Origin of the sequence: Methylotuvimicrobium buryatense, from assembly GCF_005931095.1 — a bacterium.
Classification (GTDB): Bacteria; Pseudomonadota; Gammaproteobacteria; order Methylococcales; family Methylomonadaceae; genus Methylotuvimicrobium; species Methylotuvimicrobium buryatense.
Map to the genome: position 1 here is coordinate 2762856 of NZ_CP035467.1, position 20280 is coordinate 2783135.

The window sequence follows — 20280 nt, forward strand, 5'->3', positions numbered from 1 at the left end:
GAAGCATGAAGGGGCTACAACACTTTCACCGGCCTGGTTAAGCCGGTTCCGAAGAGGGTGCGGTTGCTCGATCGACAGCCGCCATCGAGCCTACATGGACGTATTCACGGCGTCCTGTCGGGCGAGTGACCGCGCCCTCCCCACGTCTCGTACTTTCATTTGCCGGGGTGATTGCCAGGCTTTCATGAACGTTAGGTTAATAACCTACTTGCGAGTCAAATATCGCGGCCGAATTTTGATATACGATAGATATAACACAGGGTTTAAAATTGTCTCTGAACACGTTTGCGCTTACACTGTCAACCGCATGAATTTCAATTTCGGCCTAATATACCATCGTCAATAATGATTACAGCAATAGCCTTACGCGAATTCAAAAGCCTGTTTTTATCGCCGTTGGCCTGGTCCATACTAGCGATTTTACAATTTATCCTAGCCTATTTGTTTCTCACCCAAGTCGAAACCTTCATCATCCTCCAGCCTCAACTCGAAGGCTTGGATAATGCTCCCGGCTTGACCGATGTTATCGCCGCCCCGCTGTACGGCAATGCCGCGATTATCTTCATGTTGGTAACGCCGATGTTGACGATGCGCCTGATTTGCGAAGAACGGCGCAATAAAACCTTGGCCCTGTTGCTTTCGGCGCCGGTATCGAGCACCGAAATCGTCATCGGCAAATATCTGGGAATTTTAGGCTTAATGCTGACTGTGCTCTTGATGATCACGTTAATGCCCCTATCGCTGCTCGCCGGCGGCACGCTCGATTTCGGCAAACTGCTGGCGAATATACTGGCATTGCTGTTATTGCTGGCCGCCTTCAGCTCGGTCGGCCTATTCATGTCGTGTCTCTCGGGACATCCGACCGTTGCAGCGATGGGCGCATTCGGGCTGTTAATGCTCTTATGGATTGTGGACTGGTCGGCCGGGCTTCGCGACGATAAAAGCGAATTATTCGAATACCTATCCTTGCTGAGGCATTTTCAAAACCTGCAAAGCGGGTTGATCAACACCGTCGACCTAATCTATTTCGCGTTATTTATCGCGACTTTCCTGATCCTCAGCATTCGTAACCTCGATAACGACCGGCTGCAAAAATGAAAATTTCGCGCCATATTCACCGGCAACTTCGCATTAAAAACCTGTTTCATACCACGCTTTGGCTTAGCATTCTTTTCGGTTTGGCATGGTTGAGCACGCTGCGCCCTATTCACTTTGACATCAGCGCCGGATCGCGCAATACCCTATCGTCGGTTAGTCAAAATGTCTTAAATTCGTTGACCGATAAAATCGTCGTGACGGCTTATATCAAAAAAGATCCGGCACTCAGATCCCAGATCAAGCAATTGATCGATCGCTTTAAGCTCCACAAGCCCGATATCGAATTGACTTTCATCGATCCCGACTCGACGCCGGAAAAAACGCGAAAACTGGAAATCGGCGCCTCGGGCGCTATCATTGTCGATTATCTAGGCCGCACCGAACGTATCAATTTTCTGGACGAGTCGACACTTACCAATGCCTTACAACAATTGACCGGCGCTCATGTCCGTTGGATCAGTTTTCTGACCGGCCACGGCGAAAGATCTCCCGAAGGGCAAGCTAATTTCGACCTGAGTCGCTTCGGCGAAGAGCTGGCGCAACGCAACATCAAAGCGCAAACGCTCAACTGGGCCGAAATACCGGCTATTCCGGATAATTCGGAATTATTGATCATCGCCGGCCCGCGCGTCGACTTATTACCTGGAGAAGTCAGCATTTTGCATGACTATCTCGAACAAGGCGGCCATTTATTTTGGTTGGCGGATCCCGACAGCCTAATTCCAAGCGGCTTGGCTGATTACCTAGGCATCGACCGCTTGCCCGGCACGATCGTCGATATGAGCGCCGGACTCTACGGCATAAATGACCCGAGTTTCGTGATAATCCCCAAATACCCGGGCCATCCGATCACGCAAAATCTACAGACGATGACGCTATTTCCCGCCGCGGCGGCGCTGCAAAGCCGCGAGGAAAGCTCATTCGACAGCGAGGTCTTAATAAAAAGCTCCGATAAATCATGGACCGACGCCGAAGAACGCAAAGGCCCGTTAAGTCTGGCTTACGCCTTAACCCGCCAAATCGATGAAACGACCGAACAACGCATCATCGTGATTGGCGACGGCGATTTTCTCGCCAATGCCTACCTTGGCAACGTCGGCAACCTTGAACTGGGCCTAAGAATGATCAATTGGCTACTCCGCGACGACCGCTATGTCGCAATTCCGGTCAAATCCGCTCCGGATCGGCATCTGCAGCTGACTCCACTATCGGTCACTTTGATGGGCTTCGGCTTTCTGTTGATTATTCCGATAGTATTGCTGATAACCGGCTGGTTGATTTGGTACCGGCGTAGACGCCGTTGAAAAGCCGGCTTGCCACACTGGATTTAATGCGACAACTTTATCATGCCTGAATTACCTGAAGTCGAAACAACCTGCCGAGGCATCAAGCCTCATATCGAAGGCAGAACCATCCAAGAAACGGTGGTACGCCAAGCGAGCCTGCGCTGGCCGGTGCCGGACCGTTTAGATCGCCTATTGAACGGACTTCGCATCGAACGAGTCGACCGGCGGGCAAAATATTTATTGCTGCACACCGAAAAAGGCGTGCTGATCATTCATTTGGGTATGTCGGGGAGTCTACGCATCGTCAACCGCGAACAAGAAATCAAGAAACACGACCATGTCGATTGGGTGTTTTCCGATACGACGATACTGCGTTTCAACGACCCGAGACGCTTCGGCGCGGTGCTGTGGACTTCCGAAGCGATTACCGAGCATCCTTTGTTGAAAGAACTCGGCCCCGAACCCCTGCTAACCGATTTTAACGGCGACTATCTTTATCGGTTGTCTAAAAAGCGAGGCCTTGCGGTCAAATCGTTCATCATGGACAGCCATATCGTGGTCGGCGTCGGTAATATCTATGCCAACGAGGCCTTGTTCATGGCCGGCATCAAACCGACCCGCGCTGCCGGCCTCATATCGCTCGCCCGTTATCGAACGCTCGCCGACTGTATCCGCTCGGTTTTGAGCAGCGCAATCGAACAAGGCGGCACGACGCTAAGAGACTTCGTCAACGAAACCGGAAAACCCGGATATTTCAAACAACAATTGCAAGTCTACGGACGAGCCGGAGAGCCCTGCCGCACCTGCTTAACGCCGCTCACCGAAATCCGCATCGCCAACAGAAGCTCGGTTTTTTGCAAACAGTGTCAAAAATAACTTCCTGATGCTATGAGTTTTATAGCGGGTTCGGTAACTCGCTTGACAGGAAACCGTGAATACGTCCGTGCAGGCTTGACGGCGGTGACTGATTGCCATGGATGACGTGTATTAGGGCAATGCAGGAGCAATTGCCGAGGAGCAAAAATCTGCCCTGCCGCTGACACCTGCCAATCGAGCAACCGAACCCTCCTTAAAATAGGGAAGTTATTTACGGCCAAATCCTTAATTGAAAAACCGTCCTCCTGCCAAGGACTATTCCTATCCCGAAGGACAAGGGAGCAAAATCCGAAAGTTATTTTAGACAGAATTTTTAAATTACCTTTTACCGTTAATAACTTTCAGTTTGTGCATTTAAATTTTTCATGCACAATCTCGCCAACCTCAAACAACAAATCATTTATATGCCTTGGAAAAGCGTCAGTCATAGATTGTCACACTGGGTAACGTATTATCCTTGGCGCGTTCTTTTGCTTGTCTTTTCGGTCGTTGTTGCATTATCGTCCGGCGCGATGAATCTTGGGTTCAATAGCGATTCACGGGTCTATTTCAGCAAGGAAAATCCGCGGCTTCTTGCTTTTGAGGCCTTAGAGGCCGTTTATAATAGAACCGATAGCGTATTTTTTGTCATTCAACCGCCGAACGATTCCATTTTTAATCTTTCCTCCCTTCAGGCCATCGCGCAATTGACTCAAGCCGCCTGGCAGCTTCCTTATGCGAGCAGAGTCGATTCTATCGTTAATTTTCAACATAGTTATTCAGACAACGAAAACATAATCATCGCCGACTTGATTCCCGACCCGAAGGCTTTGACCGAAACCGAAATTCTATCCATAAAGAAAACGGCACTGAATGAGCCCCTGCTGGTTAATAGACTGGTATCTGTAAACGGCCATGTCGCAGGCGTCAATGTTAATGTGCATTTGCCTGGAAAAAGCCCGATGGAATCGATTCGTCTTGCCGAACGAGCACGAAAGCTCGCAGGCGAAATCGAGAGTCAATATCCCGGCGTTAAAATTCGAATCAGCGGCATAGCAATGATGAGTAATGCCTTTGTTGAGGTGGCGATGAGCGATAATCTGAAATTATTGCCGCTGATGTATAGCGTTATCATTGGGGTATTATGGCTAAGCTTGAGATCGCTATCGGCGACATTCGCCGTCGTCTTGCTCATTATGTTGGCAATGGCTTCCGCGTTAGGAACATTCGGATGGTTTCATGGCCACTTAACGCCTACCTCGGCGGTCGCGCCGACCATCATCATGACGGTTGCGGTAGCCGACTGCCTCCATGTATTGCTTGCGATACGTCAAAATATGGAGGCGGGGCAAGAAAAAAAACAAGCCATTCAAGAAAGCCTACACTCGAATTTTCAGCCGATTTTACTCACCAGCGTTAGTACGATGCTCGGGTTTCTCGGCATGAACTTCAGCGAAGCGCCTCCTTTTAGGGACTTCGGCAATATCGTCGCAACCGGCGTTGCGGCTGCGCTATTCTTAACACTTACGTTGTTACCCTCGCTGATAACGCTATTGCCAATAAGACCCCGGTTAAAACAACAACGTACCGAAAGGCCCATGCATCATTTGGCCATATTCGTGATCCGTTATCGTAAAGCATTGCTACCGATCAACGGTCTGCTTGCCATGATTCTGATCGGCTATGCACCCGACAACGAATTGAACGACGAATTCGTCAACTATTTCGGGAAATCGATCGAATTCAGGCAAGACACCGATTTTCTCAGCCAACATCTCGGAGGCATATACACGATCGAATATTCGCTTGATACTCAACAGGAAGGCGGAGTACAAGAACCCGTTTTTTTGCGAAATCTCGACCGATTTAACGATTGGCTGAAAAAACAACCCGAAACCGTGCATGTCAATACCGTGACCGATATATTCAAACGACTCAATAAAAACATGCATGACGACGACCCGAAATATTACGCTTTACCCGACCGGCGCGAACTCGCCTCTCAATACCTTTTAATGTACGAATTGTCGTTGCCATACGGCTTGGACTTAAACGATCAAATCAACGCCGATAAATCGGGTACGCGGGTCATCGTCACCTTGAAGAATTTGAGCTCTAAACAAATGCTGACATTCGAATCGCGCTCGAAAGCATGGTTAAAAACCGACATGCCGGAAACGAACATTGAAACCGGCAGCACGGCATTGATGTTCGCCCATGTCGGGCAACGCAATATCCGCAGCATGATTACAGGAACCTTGCTCGTACTCGTCTTTATTTCGTTTATTCTAATCGGTGCATTTCGTTCGCTAAGTTTAGGACTTATCAGCATTATTCCGAATTTAACGCCTTCTATTGCCGCTTTCGGTATTTGGGCGCTCATCGACGGGCGCGTGGGTTTGAGCCTATCCGTGGTGGCAAGCATCACGCTTGGCATCGTAGTCGACGATACGATTCATTTCATCAGCAAATACCGGCATGCACGACTGGAAAAAAACTATGGCTGCAGGGAGGCAATACGACACGCCTTTTCGACCGTCGGCGAAGCGATCTGGATCACGTCAGCGGTTTTGATCTGCGGATTTATCGTCTTGAGTTTTTCGCCTTTTACGATAAATTCGGAAATGGGGTTAATGACCGCGATAACGCTAACCATCGCCTTGTTCTTGGATTTATTACTGCTGCCGCCTTTATTGATGCTGTGGGACGGCGATGCGAATAATCGCAAATGAGCTCAATTTAGCCGGGCTAACTGTCAGCTTTTTTTACACTCTAGGCAGACAACTCGAATTGACTTATTCTTCTAAGGTATTGTTTTGCTGAATCATTGATAACTTCAAAGCTACGCCGTTAGATTGGAAACGTAAAGGTATAATAAACACATCCACACAAACGATGCCGGAATGTCCATAATTTTTACAGATCGACATAATCTTTATTCCGCTCAGTAACAAGTCAATTGTACTTTAGTACTAGCGACAAAATACTTGTCGCAAAACCATTATACCTTTCGCACTTCAAATTTTGGCAGTGCCTGAGGAGGCGCCAGGGTGTGCGGCAAAGGCTTTGCCAGCATGGAGCTGACATAGAGTCTACAGGAATGTATTCACGGCGTCCTTTGACGAACACCCTGGTTCCGAGTTTTGATCTGCGATGGGTATAACTATGGCGCAGGCTCCTTACTGTTTAAATCGTCTCGATAATCCTTCAATATGCGCTGACATTGCCTAAGACTGAGATTAACGCCATAGTTTTCGTGTAAATGCGATTTCAATAAACCGCCGCTCCAGCTTTGATCCCGATAGCCTAACTCGATCGGCGAATGGGACAAATCAAGCTTCACCTTGAGCTTCTCGTCTTGTTTCAAAACGGTAAGCCGACCGGTCTTCTTGTCATCCTTAAGGCCTTCCAGTCCGAATATTCGGTAAAAACGCACCCAGCGTTGAACGCTTCGAATACTGATGTCGAAACATTGGGCAATCCGTTCGTAACTCAGTCCCGCCGTCGCTAAAATCAAGATCTGTAATCGATATTGAAAACGCGCGGATCGCGATTTATTTAAATATTTATTTAACGTCTCGATAAGCACCAGACGATTATGGCTTAGATCTTGTCGTTTCATCGTTTTGCTACTGTTGAATAACGGTCGTTAACGCTACGTTCCGCCTGAATCGTGCGACAAGCACAATGACGCACCGTATGACCTAGGCCTTTTGGTATCAATATTGTGTGTTCTTAATTTGTTGGCGAATAGACACTCATGCTAACACATGGCGAAAAAGCAACTTATATCGATTTTCGTTGAAACTTGACTTCAATTTTAAAAAATTTGGGGGAGTTATGTTCTTACTCTTTAATCTTTCGTCCTATAAAACAAGGCGGTCTTTTTATCACTCTTATCTATCAAGTACTCAAGTATTTCGCGACTTAAAATATTTCGCTCTACCATTTGCATTGGTTGCCACGTTGTTATCAACTGATTCCAATGCCGCAGCTATTTGGGAACAACCGTTTGATATTACAGATAGCTTTGGTTCTAGAGGTGTCAAAGGGCTTACCATAAATGGACAGCAAGTAAGTTTTTATGGCACTGGCCCAACACAGGTGATTCGCGACTGCATCTCTCCTGGTGAAATAGCTAATTGCAACCGAACGCCGTTCGAGCAGAATGAGTTTGATACCATCATGACTGAAATGATAAGTCTTCATCTCATTGGAGAGGTTCTTGGTTATGACGCTCAAATACGAGTTGGGCAAGGCTGGTCTTTTTTCGATGACCTTAACGCTATAGGTCTCGATCACTCTCGCGGGCAAATCCAAGACTTAGCCGGTTCACCAACTGATGGCATTATAGACTTTCCTGCAAACAGTATCTTCGATATCTTCTTTGACGTATGGATCGATTTCAATAACGATGGCATTGTTGATGTAGGGGAGGTAGTGAGTAACGATGTCCGTGATTTATCCGGCGATAGCATTCTAGATAGTTATGCATTACGAATGGCATTTGATTTATTGGATGATGTTCCGCCTCCTAAAGGTACAACCTATGTTAGCTTGGGTAAAGTAAGCGCTGGAGATCCATCGATCGGTACTTTTGATGCAGATGTTGAATCTTTGCCTCTTAATTTGTATTTCATCAAACCCGACAGAACTGAACTTGAACCACAACAACTATCAGTATCCGTAATTAGCGCCACACATACTGTCCCTGAGCCAACCACATTCATGCTACTGTCCGCAGGACTAGCATTGTTCGGCTGGCAACATCGCCGCAAACCCCTCGCTTAAGCGTAAGACTATGCGCCGAGTCCTTCGGCGCTTTTTGCTAAGCTTTTGGCTTTAATAACGATAAAAATTTTCTATGGTTGCATTTTTCGGACGCTGCCGACACGCTTTATTCGGCATTTCGGATGCCGAAACCCGAATCGAACTGCGCGGTTTCAAGGTCGGCGACGACCGGGTCAAGGCGCGAATCGAGCGCATCGGCAAGAGTTTTGTCGAAGGTTATCATGCCGCCTTGCTCGATAACGATCCGTTGCGCCTTACCGAGCATTTGAACGCAATCGACGACAACGAATTGCGCGGTTTCCTCTTCGAAGGTGCCGCGATGGGCTTGGTGATATCGGATTTCCTTTGCCCGTGGCGACCGAGCCGTTTTCAAGCATTTTTGACAGGCCCGGCGCAGCATCACGCCTATATGTTGCATGTCGGCGCCGGTTGGGCTTTGGCCCGCTTGCCGGTGTCGCCGGCAAGCCTGACCTCGCGCATGGACTGCCTACTCCGTTGGCTGGTCCTTGACGGTTACGGCTTCCACGAAGGCTATTTTCATTGGCCGGACAGTATCGGCCGTCAACAGCGTCCTTCATGCCTACAAGGCTATGAAAAGAGGGCTTTCGACCAAGGTTTAGGACGCAGTCTGTGGTTCGTCATGGGAGCCGATCCCGAGCGTATCGTATCGGCGCTGCAAGACTTTCCGACGGATAGGCAGGGCGACTTGTGGAGCGGCGTCGGCTTGGCCGGCGCTTATGCCGGCGGTGTCGAACCGGACGATTTAGAGCGTCTGAAAGTTTTGGCCGGCGACTTTCTTGCGCATCTCGCTCAAGGCGCTGCATTTGCAGCCAAAGCCCGACAACGGGCCGGCAATCCGGCCGATCATACCAAGCTGGCCTGCCGCATCTTTTGCAATTTAAGCGCCGAACATGCCGCGCAATTAACGGACGATGCCTTGCGGAAAGTGCCTGCCGATAACGCGCTGCCGGCTTACGAACATTGGCGGCAACGGATACGGCGACACTTTATTTAAGCCTGTATCGCAGCCTCACCTTAGAGGATACCAGCAATATGAATAGCATTTATCCACTGCTACGCCGCCGCGCGACGCTGTTGGCCGCCCTGGTTTGGATCGGCCTTCTTTACGGCTTTATGCAACCGCCGAGCTTGAGCCCTTCGGAACGAAAAGCCATCGCCGGACGCTTCGACTTTACCCGCTTGGCGTTACCGGAGCCGTCCGGAAAAAACCCGCGTTCGGTAAGAAACGTTCATCCAAGCTTGGAACATATTTCCGCGTGGATCTCATCGGTCGGTGCGAGCGTTGCGCTCGGCGACCTTGACGGCGACGGCCTGCCGAACGATCTCTGCCATGTCGATCCGCGCTTCGATTCGGTTATCATCGCGCCCGTTCCGGAAACCGGCGAACGCTATACGCCATTCGAATTGCATCCGGCGCCCGTGGCATTCGATGCCGCGACGATGGCGCCGATGGGCTGCCTATTCGGCGATCTCAACGAGGATGGCTTACTCGATGCTATCATTTATTACTGGGGGCGCACTCCGGTCGCCTTTTTACAGCGTGGCGATAGCACCGGTCTCACCGCGGAAAGCTTTAAACCGGTGGATATCTTTCCCGGCAACGAGCGTTGGTTTACCAATGCCGCAACGCTAGCCGACTTAGATGGCGACGGCCATATCGACTTGGTTATCGGCAACTATTTTTCGGACGGCGCGCAAATTCTCGATGCAAGCGGCACAGGCATCGAGCGGATGCACGACACCAAGTCCCGCTCGTTCAGCGGCGGCAAAACGCATTTATTGCTTTGGGACGGTGCCGAAAGCGGTGAACAACCCAATGTTCGTTATCGAGCCGTAACCGGCGTGCTCGACCCGGCGACCGAGCACGGCTGGGCCTTGGCGGTCGGCGCGGCCGACTTGGATGGCGACTTGTTGCCGGAACTTTATTTAGGGCATGACTTCGGCCCGGACCGCTTACTGCACAACCGTTCGACCCCGGGGCGCTTAAATTGGGTCGAATTGCGCGGTAAAGCGGGCCTCGCCACGCCGAAATCGTTCGTGCTGGGTCAGGATTCCTTTAAAGGCATGGGCGTCGATTTCGGCGATCTCAACGGCGATGGCCTATTGGATTTATTCGTCAGCAATATCACCAGCGAATGGGCTTTGCAAGAGAGCAATTTATTATGGTTGAGCACCGGCGAGCCGGAACGCATGCGCGACGGCGTTGCCCCCTATGTTCAAGCCAGTGAAAAGCTCGGCCTTTCCAGAGCCGGTTGGGGTTGGGACACGCGTCTAGCCGACTTCGATAACAGCGGTTATCCGGAAGCACTGGTCGCGACCGGTTTCGTCAAGGGCGAAACGCCTCGTTGGGCAAAATTGCAAGCGTTAGGCACCGGAAACGACCGCATGATGAGTAATCCTCGGCATTGGCCCTCTTTCAAACTCGGCGACGATTTAAGTGGCCATGAAGCCAACGGTTTTTTTGTGCGCGCCGAGGACGGTCGTTTCTACAATTTAGCATCGGAACTTCAACTGGACGATCCGATGGTCAGTCGCGGCATTGCCGTGGCCGATGTCGACGGAGACGGCGACTTGGATTTTGTCGTAGCCAATCAATGGGAAAGATCGTATTTCTTTCGGAACGAATGCCCTGACTGCGGCGATTTTATCGGTCTACACCTTCGAATCGCCGGCGATTCGGCGCATACTCGAATTATCGAGGGACATCCGGATCATGACATTTCCGCTTATCCGGCAATCGGAGCCCAAGCAACCGTTTATTTACCGAATGGAAAAAAAATAGTCGCTCAAGTCGACGGTGGAAACGGTCATTCCGGTCAACGTAGCCCCGATCTCCATTTCGGACTTGGAAAACTGTCCGGTAATGCTCCTTTGGAGATTGAACTGCGTTGGCGCGGACAAGCCGGCAGCATGCACCGTAAGACGCTCAACCTCGAACAGGGCTGGCACACTGTAATACTCGGCGAAGCAGAGGCGGAAAATTTATGAATATTAACGAAACGATCACGACCCGTTTTTTTTATCCGAAAGGCAGCCCTAAGTTACGCCTGTTCGCATTAGGCTATTTTGCCGCTCTCATTACGCTTTGGACGATTCTTGGACATACCGTGCTCGGATTCGAGCAATCCGGTCTGCAACCGATCGTCGCCGTGGCAAGCGCGTGTTTCACGCATTGGCTCTTGGAGTGGGTGGATAGCCGTTCGACCCGACGCGCGCCGCGATACGGAAACAGCTTATCGGACCGATTTATCTTTTTGCTACCAGCCCTAATACCGGGGCTTGCTGTCGGTATGCTGATTTATCCGAACGAACTGCTTTGGCCGATGATTTTCGCTTCCGCGTTATCGATCGCGTCCAAAATCGTTTTTAGGGCGCCTGTCGGTCAAGGTTCGCAGCATATTTTCAATCCATCGAATTTCGGTATTACGGTAACCTTGCTGCTATTTCCATGGATCGGCCTCGCTCCGCCCTATCAATTCACCGAAAACGTCACCGGCCTTTGGCATTGGATTATTCCGGGGTTCATTTTAATCAGCGGTATTATTGTTCATGCTTATTTTACCGGTCGTCTACCGTTATGCATCGCCTGGATCGGCGGTTTTTTGCTGCAAGCCTTTCTACGCAGTTGGTATTTCGATATTCCTTGGATCGTACCTCTGATTCCCATGACCAGCGCCGCTTTTATCCTGTTTACGCTTTATATGATTCCGGATCCGGCCACGACGCCTTTAAACCCATTGCGCCAAATCCTGTTCGGCCTGGCCGTTGCCGCCGTTTATGCACTGTTGCTGATTGAAAATATCGTGTTCGGATTGTTTATCGCATTATTTGCCGTTTGCGCTTGCCGGGGAGCCGGGCTGTATCTGATCGCACACCGCCAACGACTGTTCCAGAATGCGCAACTTGCCGAGAGTGCCGGAAAATGATCGCGATTGTCGGAATTGCATGCCGTTACCCCGATGCCGACTCGCCGCAAGCGCTGTGGGAAAACGTATTAGCCCAACGCCGCGCGTTTAGGCGTTTGCCGTCCGAACGGCTCAACCTGCAGGACTATTTAGAGAACCGGACCGAGCATTCCGACTCGATATACGTCAAAGAGGCGGCCGTGCTCGAGGGTTATTCGTTCGACCGGCAAAAGTTCCGCATTGCCGGTTCGACTTTTCGTAGCACCGATACGACACATTGGCTGGCGCTCGATATTGCCGCTCGCGCACTCGAGGACGCCGGTCTGCCGAACGGTATCGGCTTACCGAAAGAAAGCACCGGCGTCATTGTCGGTAATACGCTGACCGGAGAGTTCTCTCGAGCAGCTTTGATGCGTTTGCGCTGGCCCTATGTTCAAAGAGTGCTAAACGAACGCTTGACCGCCGAAGGTTGGGACAACGACAAACGCCGCGATTTCTTGCGGCTCATGGAACAACATTATAAAGCCCCTTTCGAGCCGGTCGGCGAGGAAACCTTGGCAGGCGGTCTCGCCAACACGATAGCGGGACGAATCTGCAACTTTTTCAATTTCCAGGGCGGCGGATTTACCGTTGACGGTGCTTGCAGTTCGTCGTTGCTTGCCGTTGCACAAGCCTGCACCGCTTTGCAATCGGGCGATTTGGATGCCGCATTGGTCGGCGGTGTCGATTTGAGCCTCGATCCTTTCGAACTGATCGGTTTTTCTCGCGTCGGCGCTCTTTCCCGCGGCAGCATGCGGGTTTACGATAGAAATCCAAGCGGATTTTTACCCGGCGAAGGCTGCGGCTTCGCTTTATTAATGCGACATGACGAAGCCTTAGGCAGGGGGCTTCGTTGTTATGGTTTTATTCGCGGCTGGGGAATTTCATCCGACGGCAGCGGAGGCATGACCCGCCCTGAACTATCGGGACAACAACTCGCCATGCAACGCGCTTACCGGCGAGCCGGCTATGGAATCGGCACCGTGCCTTTGTTTGAAGGTCACGGCACCGGCACGGCGGTCGGCGATGAAGTCGAACTGAATGCTTTGTCCGAATTACTGGCGGACAACCGAACACCCGCAACGATCGGTTCGATAAAAGCCAATATCGGCCATACCAAGGCCGCGGCGGGCATGGCCGGACTCACAAAAGCACTCATGGCTTTGCATAGCCAAATTTTACCACCCGCCACCGCCATCGACAGTCCTCATCGGGTATTCGAGCAAGGAAATCTACGCCTTCTGGAAACAGGCGTTAGCTGGCCAGAAGAACAGCCGTTAAGAGCCGGTGTCAGTTCTTTCGGTTTCGGCGGTATTAATGTACATGTCACCTTGGAAGGCGCATCGACGGCTCGCCGAAAAAGCTTAACGTCACGCGAAACCGCACTAATACGCAGCCGACAAGATTGCGAGTTGTTTATTTTCTGCGCCGAAACCCCGGTCGCTCTAATCGAATCGACCGAACACTTGCGGCAATTAGCACCTTCTCTTTCTTATGCCGAATTGACCGATTTGGCCGCCGCGCTGACAAACGCGATCAAGCCCTGCAGCGTCCGCGCTGCTGTCGTCGCTGCAACTCCGAAACAACTGGAAGAAAACCTCGGCATTTTGCACGGTTGGCTTGACGAAGAAAAAAGCTCCGGATTCGATACCGAAGCAGGCGTGTTTTTAGGCTGTGGCGAAACGGCTCCGCGCATCGCCTTTTTATTTCCCGGCCAAGCTTCGCCTGTACGGTTCACAGGCGGCGCGATGGGCAAACGCTTTAGCGAAATCGACAGCTTATATTATGACCAACAACCGCCGCTACCAGGCGATCCTGAAGATACCGGTCATGCTCAACCGGCGATCGCCCTCGCTGAAATCGCAGGCTTGCGCTTACTTGACGCCGTCGGTATCGAAGCGCAAATAGCAGCCGGTCACAGCTTGGGCGAATTAACTGCCCTGCATTGGGCTGGCGCTTTAGACGAACAGGCTTTGATGCGCATCGTTCGCCGGCGTGGCGCGATCATGTCTGCCGATAAACGGTCTGAAGGTGCAATGGCGGTTATAGGCGCCAATGAAGCCAACACGCAAGCGCTAATCGGCCAAGAATCCGGCGTCGTCGTTGCTGGTTTGAACAGCAGTAACCAATGCGTGATAGCCGGCGATACCGATGCCATTCGCCGTGTGATGACTCTCGCTCAAGCGCAAGATATTGCATTTACCCTGTTACCGATTACACATGCCTTTCATTCGCCTTCAATGGCGCTTGCCGCCGAGCAATTGACCCGGTCTCTGGAATCCGAGAATTTTCATTCAATTATCCGGCCCGTCGTATCGACCGTAACCGGCGATTTTTTGTCGGACATTCATTTTCCAAAACATCTTGGGGAACAATTAACTTCTCCGGTTCGTTTCACCGAAGCGCTCACCAAACTGCTACCGCATTGCGATCTTTGTCTGGAAGTCGGCCCTGGACGCATACTCAGCGGCTTACTTAAAACCGACCACACCACGCCTGTCGTGGCGCTCGATTCCTCGGGGCCGTCTTTACAAGGGCTGCTCATGGCAATCGGCGCGGCTTACGCGCTTGGGCAGCCAATCAAAACCCGAGGCTTGTTCGCGGATCGATTTACACGGTATTTCGACCCGTTACGACCCTTGTCGTTTTTATCCAACCCTTGCGAGGCAGCACCAACAGATACTATCGAAAACCGTTTAAACGACTCGGCGCCGAAAACGAACACCGAAGCCCTTATCCGTGATCCGCGGAATGAGGCTTTACCGAAAACCTCCGAACGCCTCGACGCTTTACAGTTACTTCGTCAAATGCTGGCTCAAAAAGTTGAACTGCCCGCTTCGGAAATTCAAGACCAACATCATTTGTTACGGGATTTGCATCTTAACTCGATCAGCATCGGACAAATTATGGCCGACGCCGCACGGAAACTGAATCTGCCGGTTTCGTTGGCGCCGACGGAATACGCACACGCCACCGTTGGCCAAGCAGCCCGATTTTTGGAATCGATGCGCACCGTTAATAATGACGCCGATATCGAACGACATACAGCGCCTCAAGGACTAGAAAATTGGGTAAGAGCCTTCACTATCGAACAGCGCCCCTGCGAATTAAAGCCAGCCAAGCCCTCTTCTAATGACCGTCAAAGACAACAGCCTTCGTCTTGGCGTGTATTTGCCCCTGAAGATCATATACTGGCCGCCCCTTTATTAAAGCGGCTCGAGTCGATCGGCGGCACGGGCGTTTTGCTCTGTCTCCCTCCCATCCCAGACTCCGGATACGACCGATTACTGTTGGATGCGGCACAAGTCGCGTTGGAACAAGACGGAACGCCAAGGTCTTTCATTCTGGTTCAGCACAACGGTTTTGCCTCGGCATTTGCAAGAACCTTGTTTGAAGAAGCCGATGGATTATCCGTTAGCGTTATCGATACGCCCTATCGCCAAGAAGCGTTATCTTGGATTGTTGCCGAAACGCTTGCTGCCGACGGTTTTTGTGAAGCGATTTACGATAGTTCAGGACAACGATCGGAACGGGTTTTGCGTTTAATTGCCACTCTTGCCGACGATAGCGGAAATTCGTTATTAACATCGGGCGATGTGCTGTTAGTCAGTGGCGGCGGTAAAGGCATCGCCGCCGAATGCGCCTTTTCGCTGGCGCGCGTGCATGGTCTACGCTTGATACTCTTGGGACGCGCATTACCGGAAAACGATACCGTGTTAGATGAAAACCTGATGCGTTTCAGTGAGGCCGACATCGCATTCCGCTATTATGCCGCCGATGTCGGCGATGCGGATAGTATTCACAACGCCGTAAAGCAAGCGGAATCCGAATTCGGCGCGATTACCGCTATTTTACATGGCGCAGGCGTCAATGAGCCCAGATTGATCCACGACTTGGATATTGAGATTCTAAAGCGCACATTGTCTCCCAAAATATCCGGCCTTAAGCATCTACTGGCATCGGTCGACTCCGGCAAACTCAAGCTATTAATTAACTTCAGCTCGATTATTGGCCGCGTTGGAATGCGCGGCGAAGCAGATTATGCATTGGCGAATGCTTGGCTGAGCCATGAAACCGATTCGTTCAAAGAGCGTAACCCCGCTTGTCGTTGCCTTTCTCTCGAATGGTCTATATGGTCGGGCGTCGGCATGGGTGAGCGCTTAGGCCGTATCGACACTTTATTACGTGAAGGGATTAGCCCGATATCGCCGGAACAAGGCATCGAATGGTTGAACCGGTTGCTGGATTTGGAATTGCCGAGTTCAAACGTGGTAATAAGCGGCCGTTTAGGCATTACTCCGCCTTTGCCGGTTCTGCCGACCAACGAATTACCTTTTCTTCGATTTATAGAAAAGCCCGGACTATTTTATCCGGGAATCGAATTAGTGACCGATTCTGAAATTTCATTAAACAACGATCCTTATTTGAACGATCATGTTTACCAAGGCGAACATATTTTTCCGGCTGTCATCGGAATGGAAGCTATGGTGCAAGCAGCCCGGTCGGTCACTGGCCGGACTGAAACTCCTTCCTTCCAGGACTTGCGTTTTGCCCACCCGATCGTAGTGCCTCCCAACGAGATCGTTACGTTGCGCACCGTTGCTTTAGTTAAAGAGGACCAGAGCATCGAGGTCGCTCTACGTTTCAGCCAGACCGCATTCCAAATCGATCACTTCCATGCGATATTAAGATTCGATGCCTGTCCGAATAATTATCGCGACGAAGCAGCTCAGGAGAATTCAACTAATCCACAAAAAATAGCCATCGACCCGGACGCCGAACTTTACGGCCCTTTATTTTTTCAAGATGGCCGCTTTCGACAAGTAAAAGCCTATCGGCAGCTTTCCGCATTTCAATGTACTGCCGATATCGGCACAGACCTTTCGGAAGAAACTTGGTTTGCCCGCTTTTTGCCGCAAACCTTACTGATAGGCGATCCCGGTACTCGAGATGCAGCCCTCCACGCAATTCAAGCCTGCATTCCGCATGCAATCGTGTTACCCACCGCCTTAGAACGCTGGATACCGAAAGACTTGAATATCGACGGCCCGACATATGTCTTAGCCCGAGAACGGTGGCAACGACACGATGAATTTTGCTACGACCTCGAAATTCGAACCCATGCGGGCTTTTTGAAAGAAATTTGGCAAGGCCTACATTTGCGCGAGATTACGAACATCGATTGGGAAACTTGGCATGTTGGTTTAATTGCGCCTTATCTGCAGCGCAAGATTGATGCAATCGTTAAACCACACGATTTGAACTTCGTCTTGTTACGCAAAGACAGCCATGTTGCCGAAGAACCGACAAAGACTGCGATAAAATTGGCCTTGGGCAATAAAAACACTATTTTGCGCCGTAGCGACGGCAAACCCGAATCCGTCGATGGCCGAACGATTTCCGTAGCACATGCTGAGGGTTGGGTTTTCGCGGTTACAAGCGAATCACAAGTCGCTTGCGATTTAGAAACCGTTACCGATCGGCCGATTACCGCGTGGGAAGACTTACTCGGCAAAGAACGCTTTGCATTGGCGCGGTTGACCGTCGAACAATTCGGAGAAAACCTGGATCGAACGGCGACCCGCGTTTGGGGTGCCATCGAATGCTTGAAAAAAGCAGGCGCAAGCGCCAATCACCCGTTGACCTTACAATCGGCTGAAAAAGACGGATGGGTCACTTTTACAGCCGGCCCTTTCGTCATTGCCACCTACATCGCAAAGCTCAAAGGCACTTCTTCGCCATTGATGTTTTCGATATTGATCGAACAAAATCGCCAATCAAAATCGCCGGCAGCATTCGGGAAGTAATATGAAAGCCTACGAATATCGGCACATCGTTAGTTTTGAAGAAACCAACTTGGTCGGCAATGTCTATTTCGCCAACCATATACGTTGGCAAGGCCGAGTACGTGAAATGTTTCTACGCGATTATGCACCCGACGTGATCGATGCGCTTGGGCAAGGGTTAAGCCTAGTAACGACGCGGGTATCGTGCGAATATTTTCAGGAGTTGTTCGCATTGGACGAAGTGCTCATAAAAATGTTTGCAACTCAGATCACACAAAATCGCGTTACGATGAAATTTGATTATCTAAGAGTCCGTCAAGAAAATACTGAAGAATTGATCGCCAGCGGCGAACAACAAATCGCCTCTATGATGAAAGAGGGAACGACAATGCGCCCTACGCCACTTCCTCAATCGCTACGCTTGGCGTTATACGAATTTGAAATCTGAAAATTCAATCTTGGATTCAACTCCGAATTTATGCAACCCCGAAGCAGCGATTATAGATTCTACTCTTTAGCGATCCGCTTTTAGCTTCTGTACTCTTTCGCTGATCAATAAAGGTATAATGACCGGCCGAATATCGAATTTTTCTGAATAATCCTATGGCCATAGCGAAATTAACCCGATTTATTTTATTGCCGGTTTTATCGGCGTTTTTGATGGGCTGCGTGAGCGCTTCCCTTCAAAACCTTTCCGACTCTCTGTCCTCGGCAATTCTCGATCAGAACGACATCGAGATCGTGCGCAAAGGCTTGCCGGCTTATCTATTGATGACCGACGGATTGATCGAGCAACAACCGGAAAATACGGACCTGCTGGTTTCCGGCGCTAAGCTCTATGCATTATATGCATCGGAATTGGTGAGGGAGACGTCCCGTGCCCGTAACCTCAGCAATAAAGCGCGCGCTTACGCCGAACGGGCTCTGTGTTTGGAACGGCACTCCCTATGTCGGATCGACCGATTGCCTCATGACGCTTTCGCACCGGCTTTGCAAAATGCCGATCGTGCATCCTTGAATGTTCTGTACACCTACGGACTGACTTGGGCTTCGTGGCTGCAAGCTCACAGCCGCGATTGGGATGCTATTGCCGACCGACCGAAAATCGAATCGTTATTCGAAAGAATACTCGAATTGGACGAGTCCTTCGATTCCGGACGGGCGCATTTCTATCTGGGACTGCTCCGCTCGCAATTATCGCCGGCTTTGGGCGGCGATCCGGAAACCGCTAAAAGCCATTTCGAGCGCGCGATAGAACTGTCGCGCGGTAACGATCTGGCCGTCAAGGTCGCCTTGGCACGCAATTATGCTCGGATGCTGTATGATCGTGATCTCCACGACCGTTTGCTGCGCGAAGTACTGCAGGCTGACCCGAATGTGCCGGGCCTGTCCCTTTCCAATACCATGGCGCAACAAGAAGCCCAACAATTACTGGCCGAATCCGACAGCTACTTCCAAGAGTGACTTATGCATCATTTAATCGCGACTCTGTTTTTAATGTGCCTGACGGTTTTTTCGCCGCCGGCCCTATCGCAAATGCTCAAAATCGCAACAGCTTCGCCGGACGGTACGGTCTGGATGGAAAAAATGCGCGAAGCTGCCGACGAGATTAAACGGCGCACGAACGGTCGCGTTACCTTTCGGTTTTACCCGGGCGGTATCATGGGCAACGACGCCAGCGTGATGCGTAAAATCAATGTCAATCAGTTACAAGGCGGCATTATTCCCGGCGGCGGTTTGAAGGACATTTACCCGGATTCGCAGGTGTATAGCTTGCCGTTGATTTTTCGCTCTTTCGACGAAGTCGATTATGTGCGCTCGCGCATGGACGATTTGATCGTCAAGGGACTCGAGCAAAACGGTTTCATCAGCTTCGGTCTGAGCGAAGGCGGTTTTGCCTATTTGATGTCGGACAAACCGGTGTCGCGGGTCGAAGACCTGAAAGGCCAAAAGATATGGATTCCCGAAGGCGATTACATCAGCCGAAGCGCTTTTCAAACCATCGGCGTATCCCCGATATCGCTACCGTTAACCGATGTAATGACCGCATTGCAAACCGGCCTGATCAATACGGTCGCCAGCTCGCCGATGGGCGCGATTGCGCTGCAATGGCACGCCCGCGTCAAATTTGTTACCGATGAACCGTTGGCTTATTTGTACGGTACGATGATCGTTCAAGCACGGGCCTTCTCGCGATTAAGGCCGGACGATCAACGAATCGTTCGCGATGTAATCGGCGCGGTTTATAAGGAATTCAACAGTATCAATCGCCGCGATAATGCCGAAGCGCTCAGGGTTTTACGCAACCAAGGCATTCAATTCGTCGCAACCGATGAAAACGATCGAAAAAACTGGCAGGCGATGCTCGAAGACACTAAATCGAAAATGGAACGGGAAGGCATTCTCAGCCAATCGATTATCGAGACCCTAAGACGGCATTTAAACGACTTTCGCCAAGGCTCAGTCCACTAGCTCCATGTGTCGGCGTCTCATCAACGG

13 protein-coding genes are annotated in these 20280 nt (G+C 50.8%); 12 read left to right on the forward strand and 1 reads right to left on the reverse strand.

The window, feature by feature from the left end:
- Positions 1-345: 345 nt before the first annotated feature.
- The 4 genes from EQU24_RS12345 (at position 346) to EQU24_RS12360 (ending at position 5971) form a co-directional block, all read left to right on the forward strand.
- A complete protein-coding gene (locus EQU24_RS12345; protein ID WP_014148094.1) occupies positions 346-1098 on the forward strand; it encodes an ABC transporter permease subunit in 753 nt (250 codons plus the stop codon).
- On the forward strand, positions 1095-2402 hold the full coding sequence (locus EQU24_RS12350) for a GldG family protein (RefSeq protein ID WP_017839208.1): 1308 nt from the start codon (positions 1095-1097) through the stop codon (positions 2400-2402). Before EQU24_RS12345 ends, EQU24_RS12350 begins: the two co-directional genes overlap by 4 nt.
- A gap of 42 nt (positions 2403-2444) precedes the next feature.
- Positions 2445-3260 (forward strand): bifunctional DNA-formamidopyrimidine glycosylase/DNA-(apurinic or apyrimidinic site) lyase, encoded by an 816-nt coding sequence (gene mutM, locus EQU24_RS12355; protein WP_017839207.1) that lies wholly within the window; start codon positions 2445-2447, stop codon positions 3258-3260.
- Between the two features lie 404 nt (positions 3261-3664).
- Positions 3665-5971, forward strand: a complete 2307-nt coding sequence (locus tag EQU24_RS12360) for an efflux RND transporter permease subunit (protein ID WP_040575445.1) — start codon at positions 3665-3667, stop codon at positions 5969-5971.
- 431 nt (positions 5972-6402) lie between these two features.
- Here EQU24_RS12360 and EQU24_RS12365 read toward each other — a convergent pair whose 3' ends face one another.
- Entirely contained in the window at positions 6403-6861 is a 459-nt protein-coding gene (locus EQU24_RS12365; RefSeq protein ID WP_017839204.1) for a helix-turn-helix domain-containing protein, read from the reverse strand.
- A 179-nt stretch (positions 6862-7040) separates the two neighbouring features.
- Here EQU24_RS12365 and EQU24_RS12370 point away from each other — a divergent pair, with 179 nt between their 5' ends.
- From EQU24_RS12370 to EQU24_RS12405, 8 genes are all read left to right on the forward strand, one after another.
- A complete protein-coding gene (locus tag EQU24_RS12370) occupies positions 7041-8030 on the forward strand; it encodes a PEP-CTERM sorting domain-containing protein (RefSeq protein ID WP_017839203.1) in 990 nt (329 codons plus the stop codon).
- 73 nt (positions 8031-8103) lie between these two features.
- Entirely contained in the window at positions 8104-9045 is a 942-nt protein-coding gene (locus tag EQU24_RS12375) for a DUF1702 family protein (protein ID WP_017839202.1), read from the forward strand.
- 38 nt (positions 9046-9083) lie between these two features.
- Positions 9084-11039, forward strand: coding sequence for a CRTAC1 family protein (locus EQU24_RS12380; protein ID WP_014148087.1), 1956 nt, complete (start codon positions 9084-9086; stop codon positions 11037-11039).
- Entirely contained in the window at positions 11036-11977 is a 942-nt protein-coding gene (locus tag EQU24_RS12385; RefSeq protein WP_017839201.1) for an RnfABCDGE type electron transport complex subunit D, read from the forward strand. The genes EQU24_RS12380 and EQU24_RS12385 overlap by 4 nt, the downstream gene beginning before the upstream one ends.
- Positions 11974-17802: a type I polyketide synthase gene (locus EQU24_RS12390; RefSeq protein ID WP_017839200.1), complete on the forward strand. Its 5829-nt coding sequence runs from the start codon at positions 11974-11976 to the stop codon at positions 17800-17802. The genes EQU24_RS12385 and EQU24_RS12390 overlap by 4 nt, the downstream gene beginning before the upstream one ends.
- Before the next feature lies 1 nt (position 17803).
- Complete coding sequence (locus tag EQU24_RS12395) at positions 17804-18229, forward strand: acyl-CoA thioesterase (protein ID WP_017839199.1); 426 nt, start codon at positions 17804-17806, stop codon at positions 18227-18229.
- A 155-nt stretch (positions 18230-18384) separates the two neighbouring features.
- Positions 18385-19245 (forward strand): TRAP transporter TatT component family protein, encoded by an 861-nt coding sequence (locus EQU24_RS12400; protein ID WP_017839198.1) that lies wholly within the window; start codon positions 18385-18387, stop codon positions 19243-19245.
- A 3-nt stretch (positions 19246-19248) separates the two neighbouring features.
- Positions 19249-20253, forward strand: a complete 1005-nt coding sequence (locus EQU24_RS12405; protein WP_014148082.1) for a TRAP transporter substrate-binding protein — start codon at positions 19249-19251, stop codon at positions 20251-20253.
- Positions 20254-20280 lie beyond the last annotated feature (27 nt).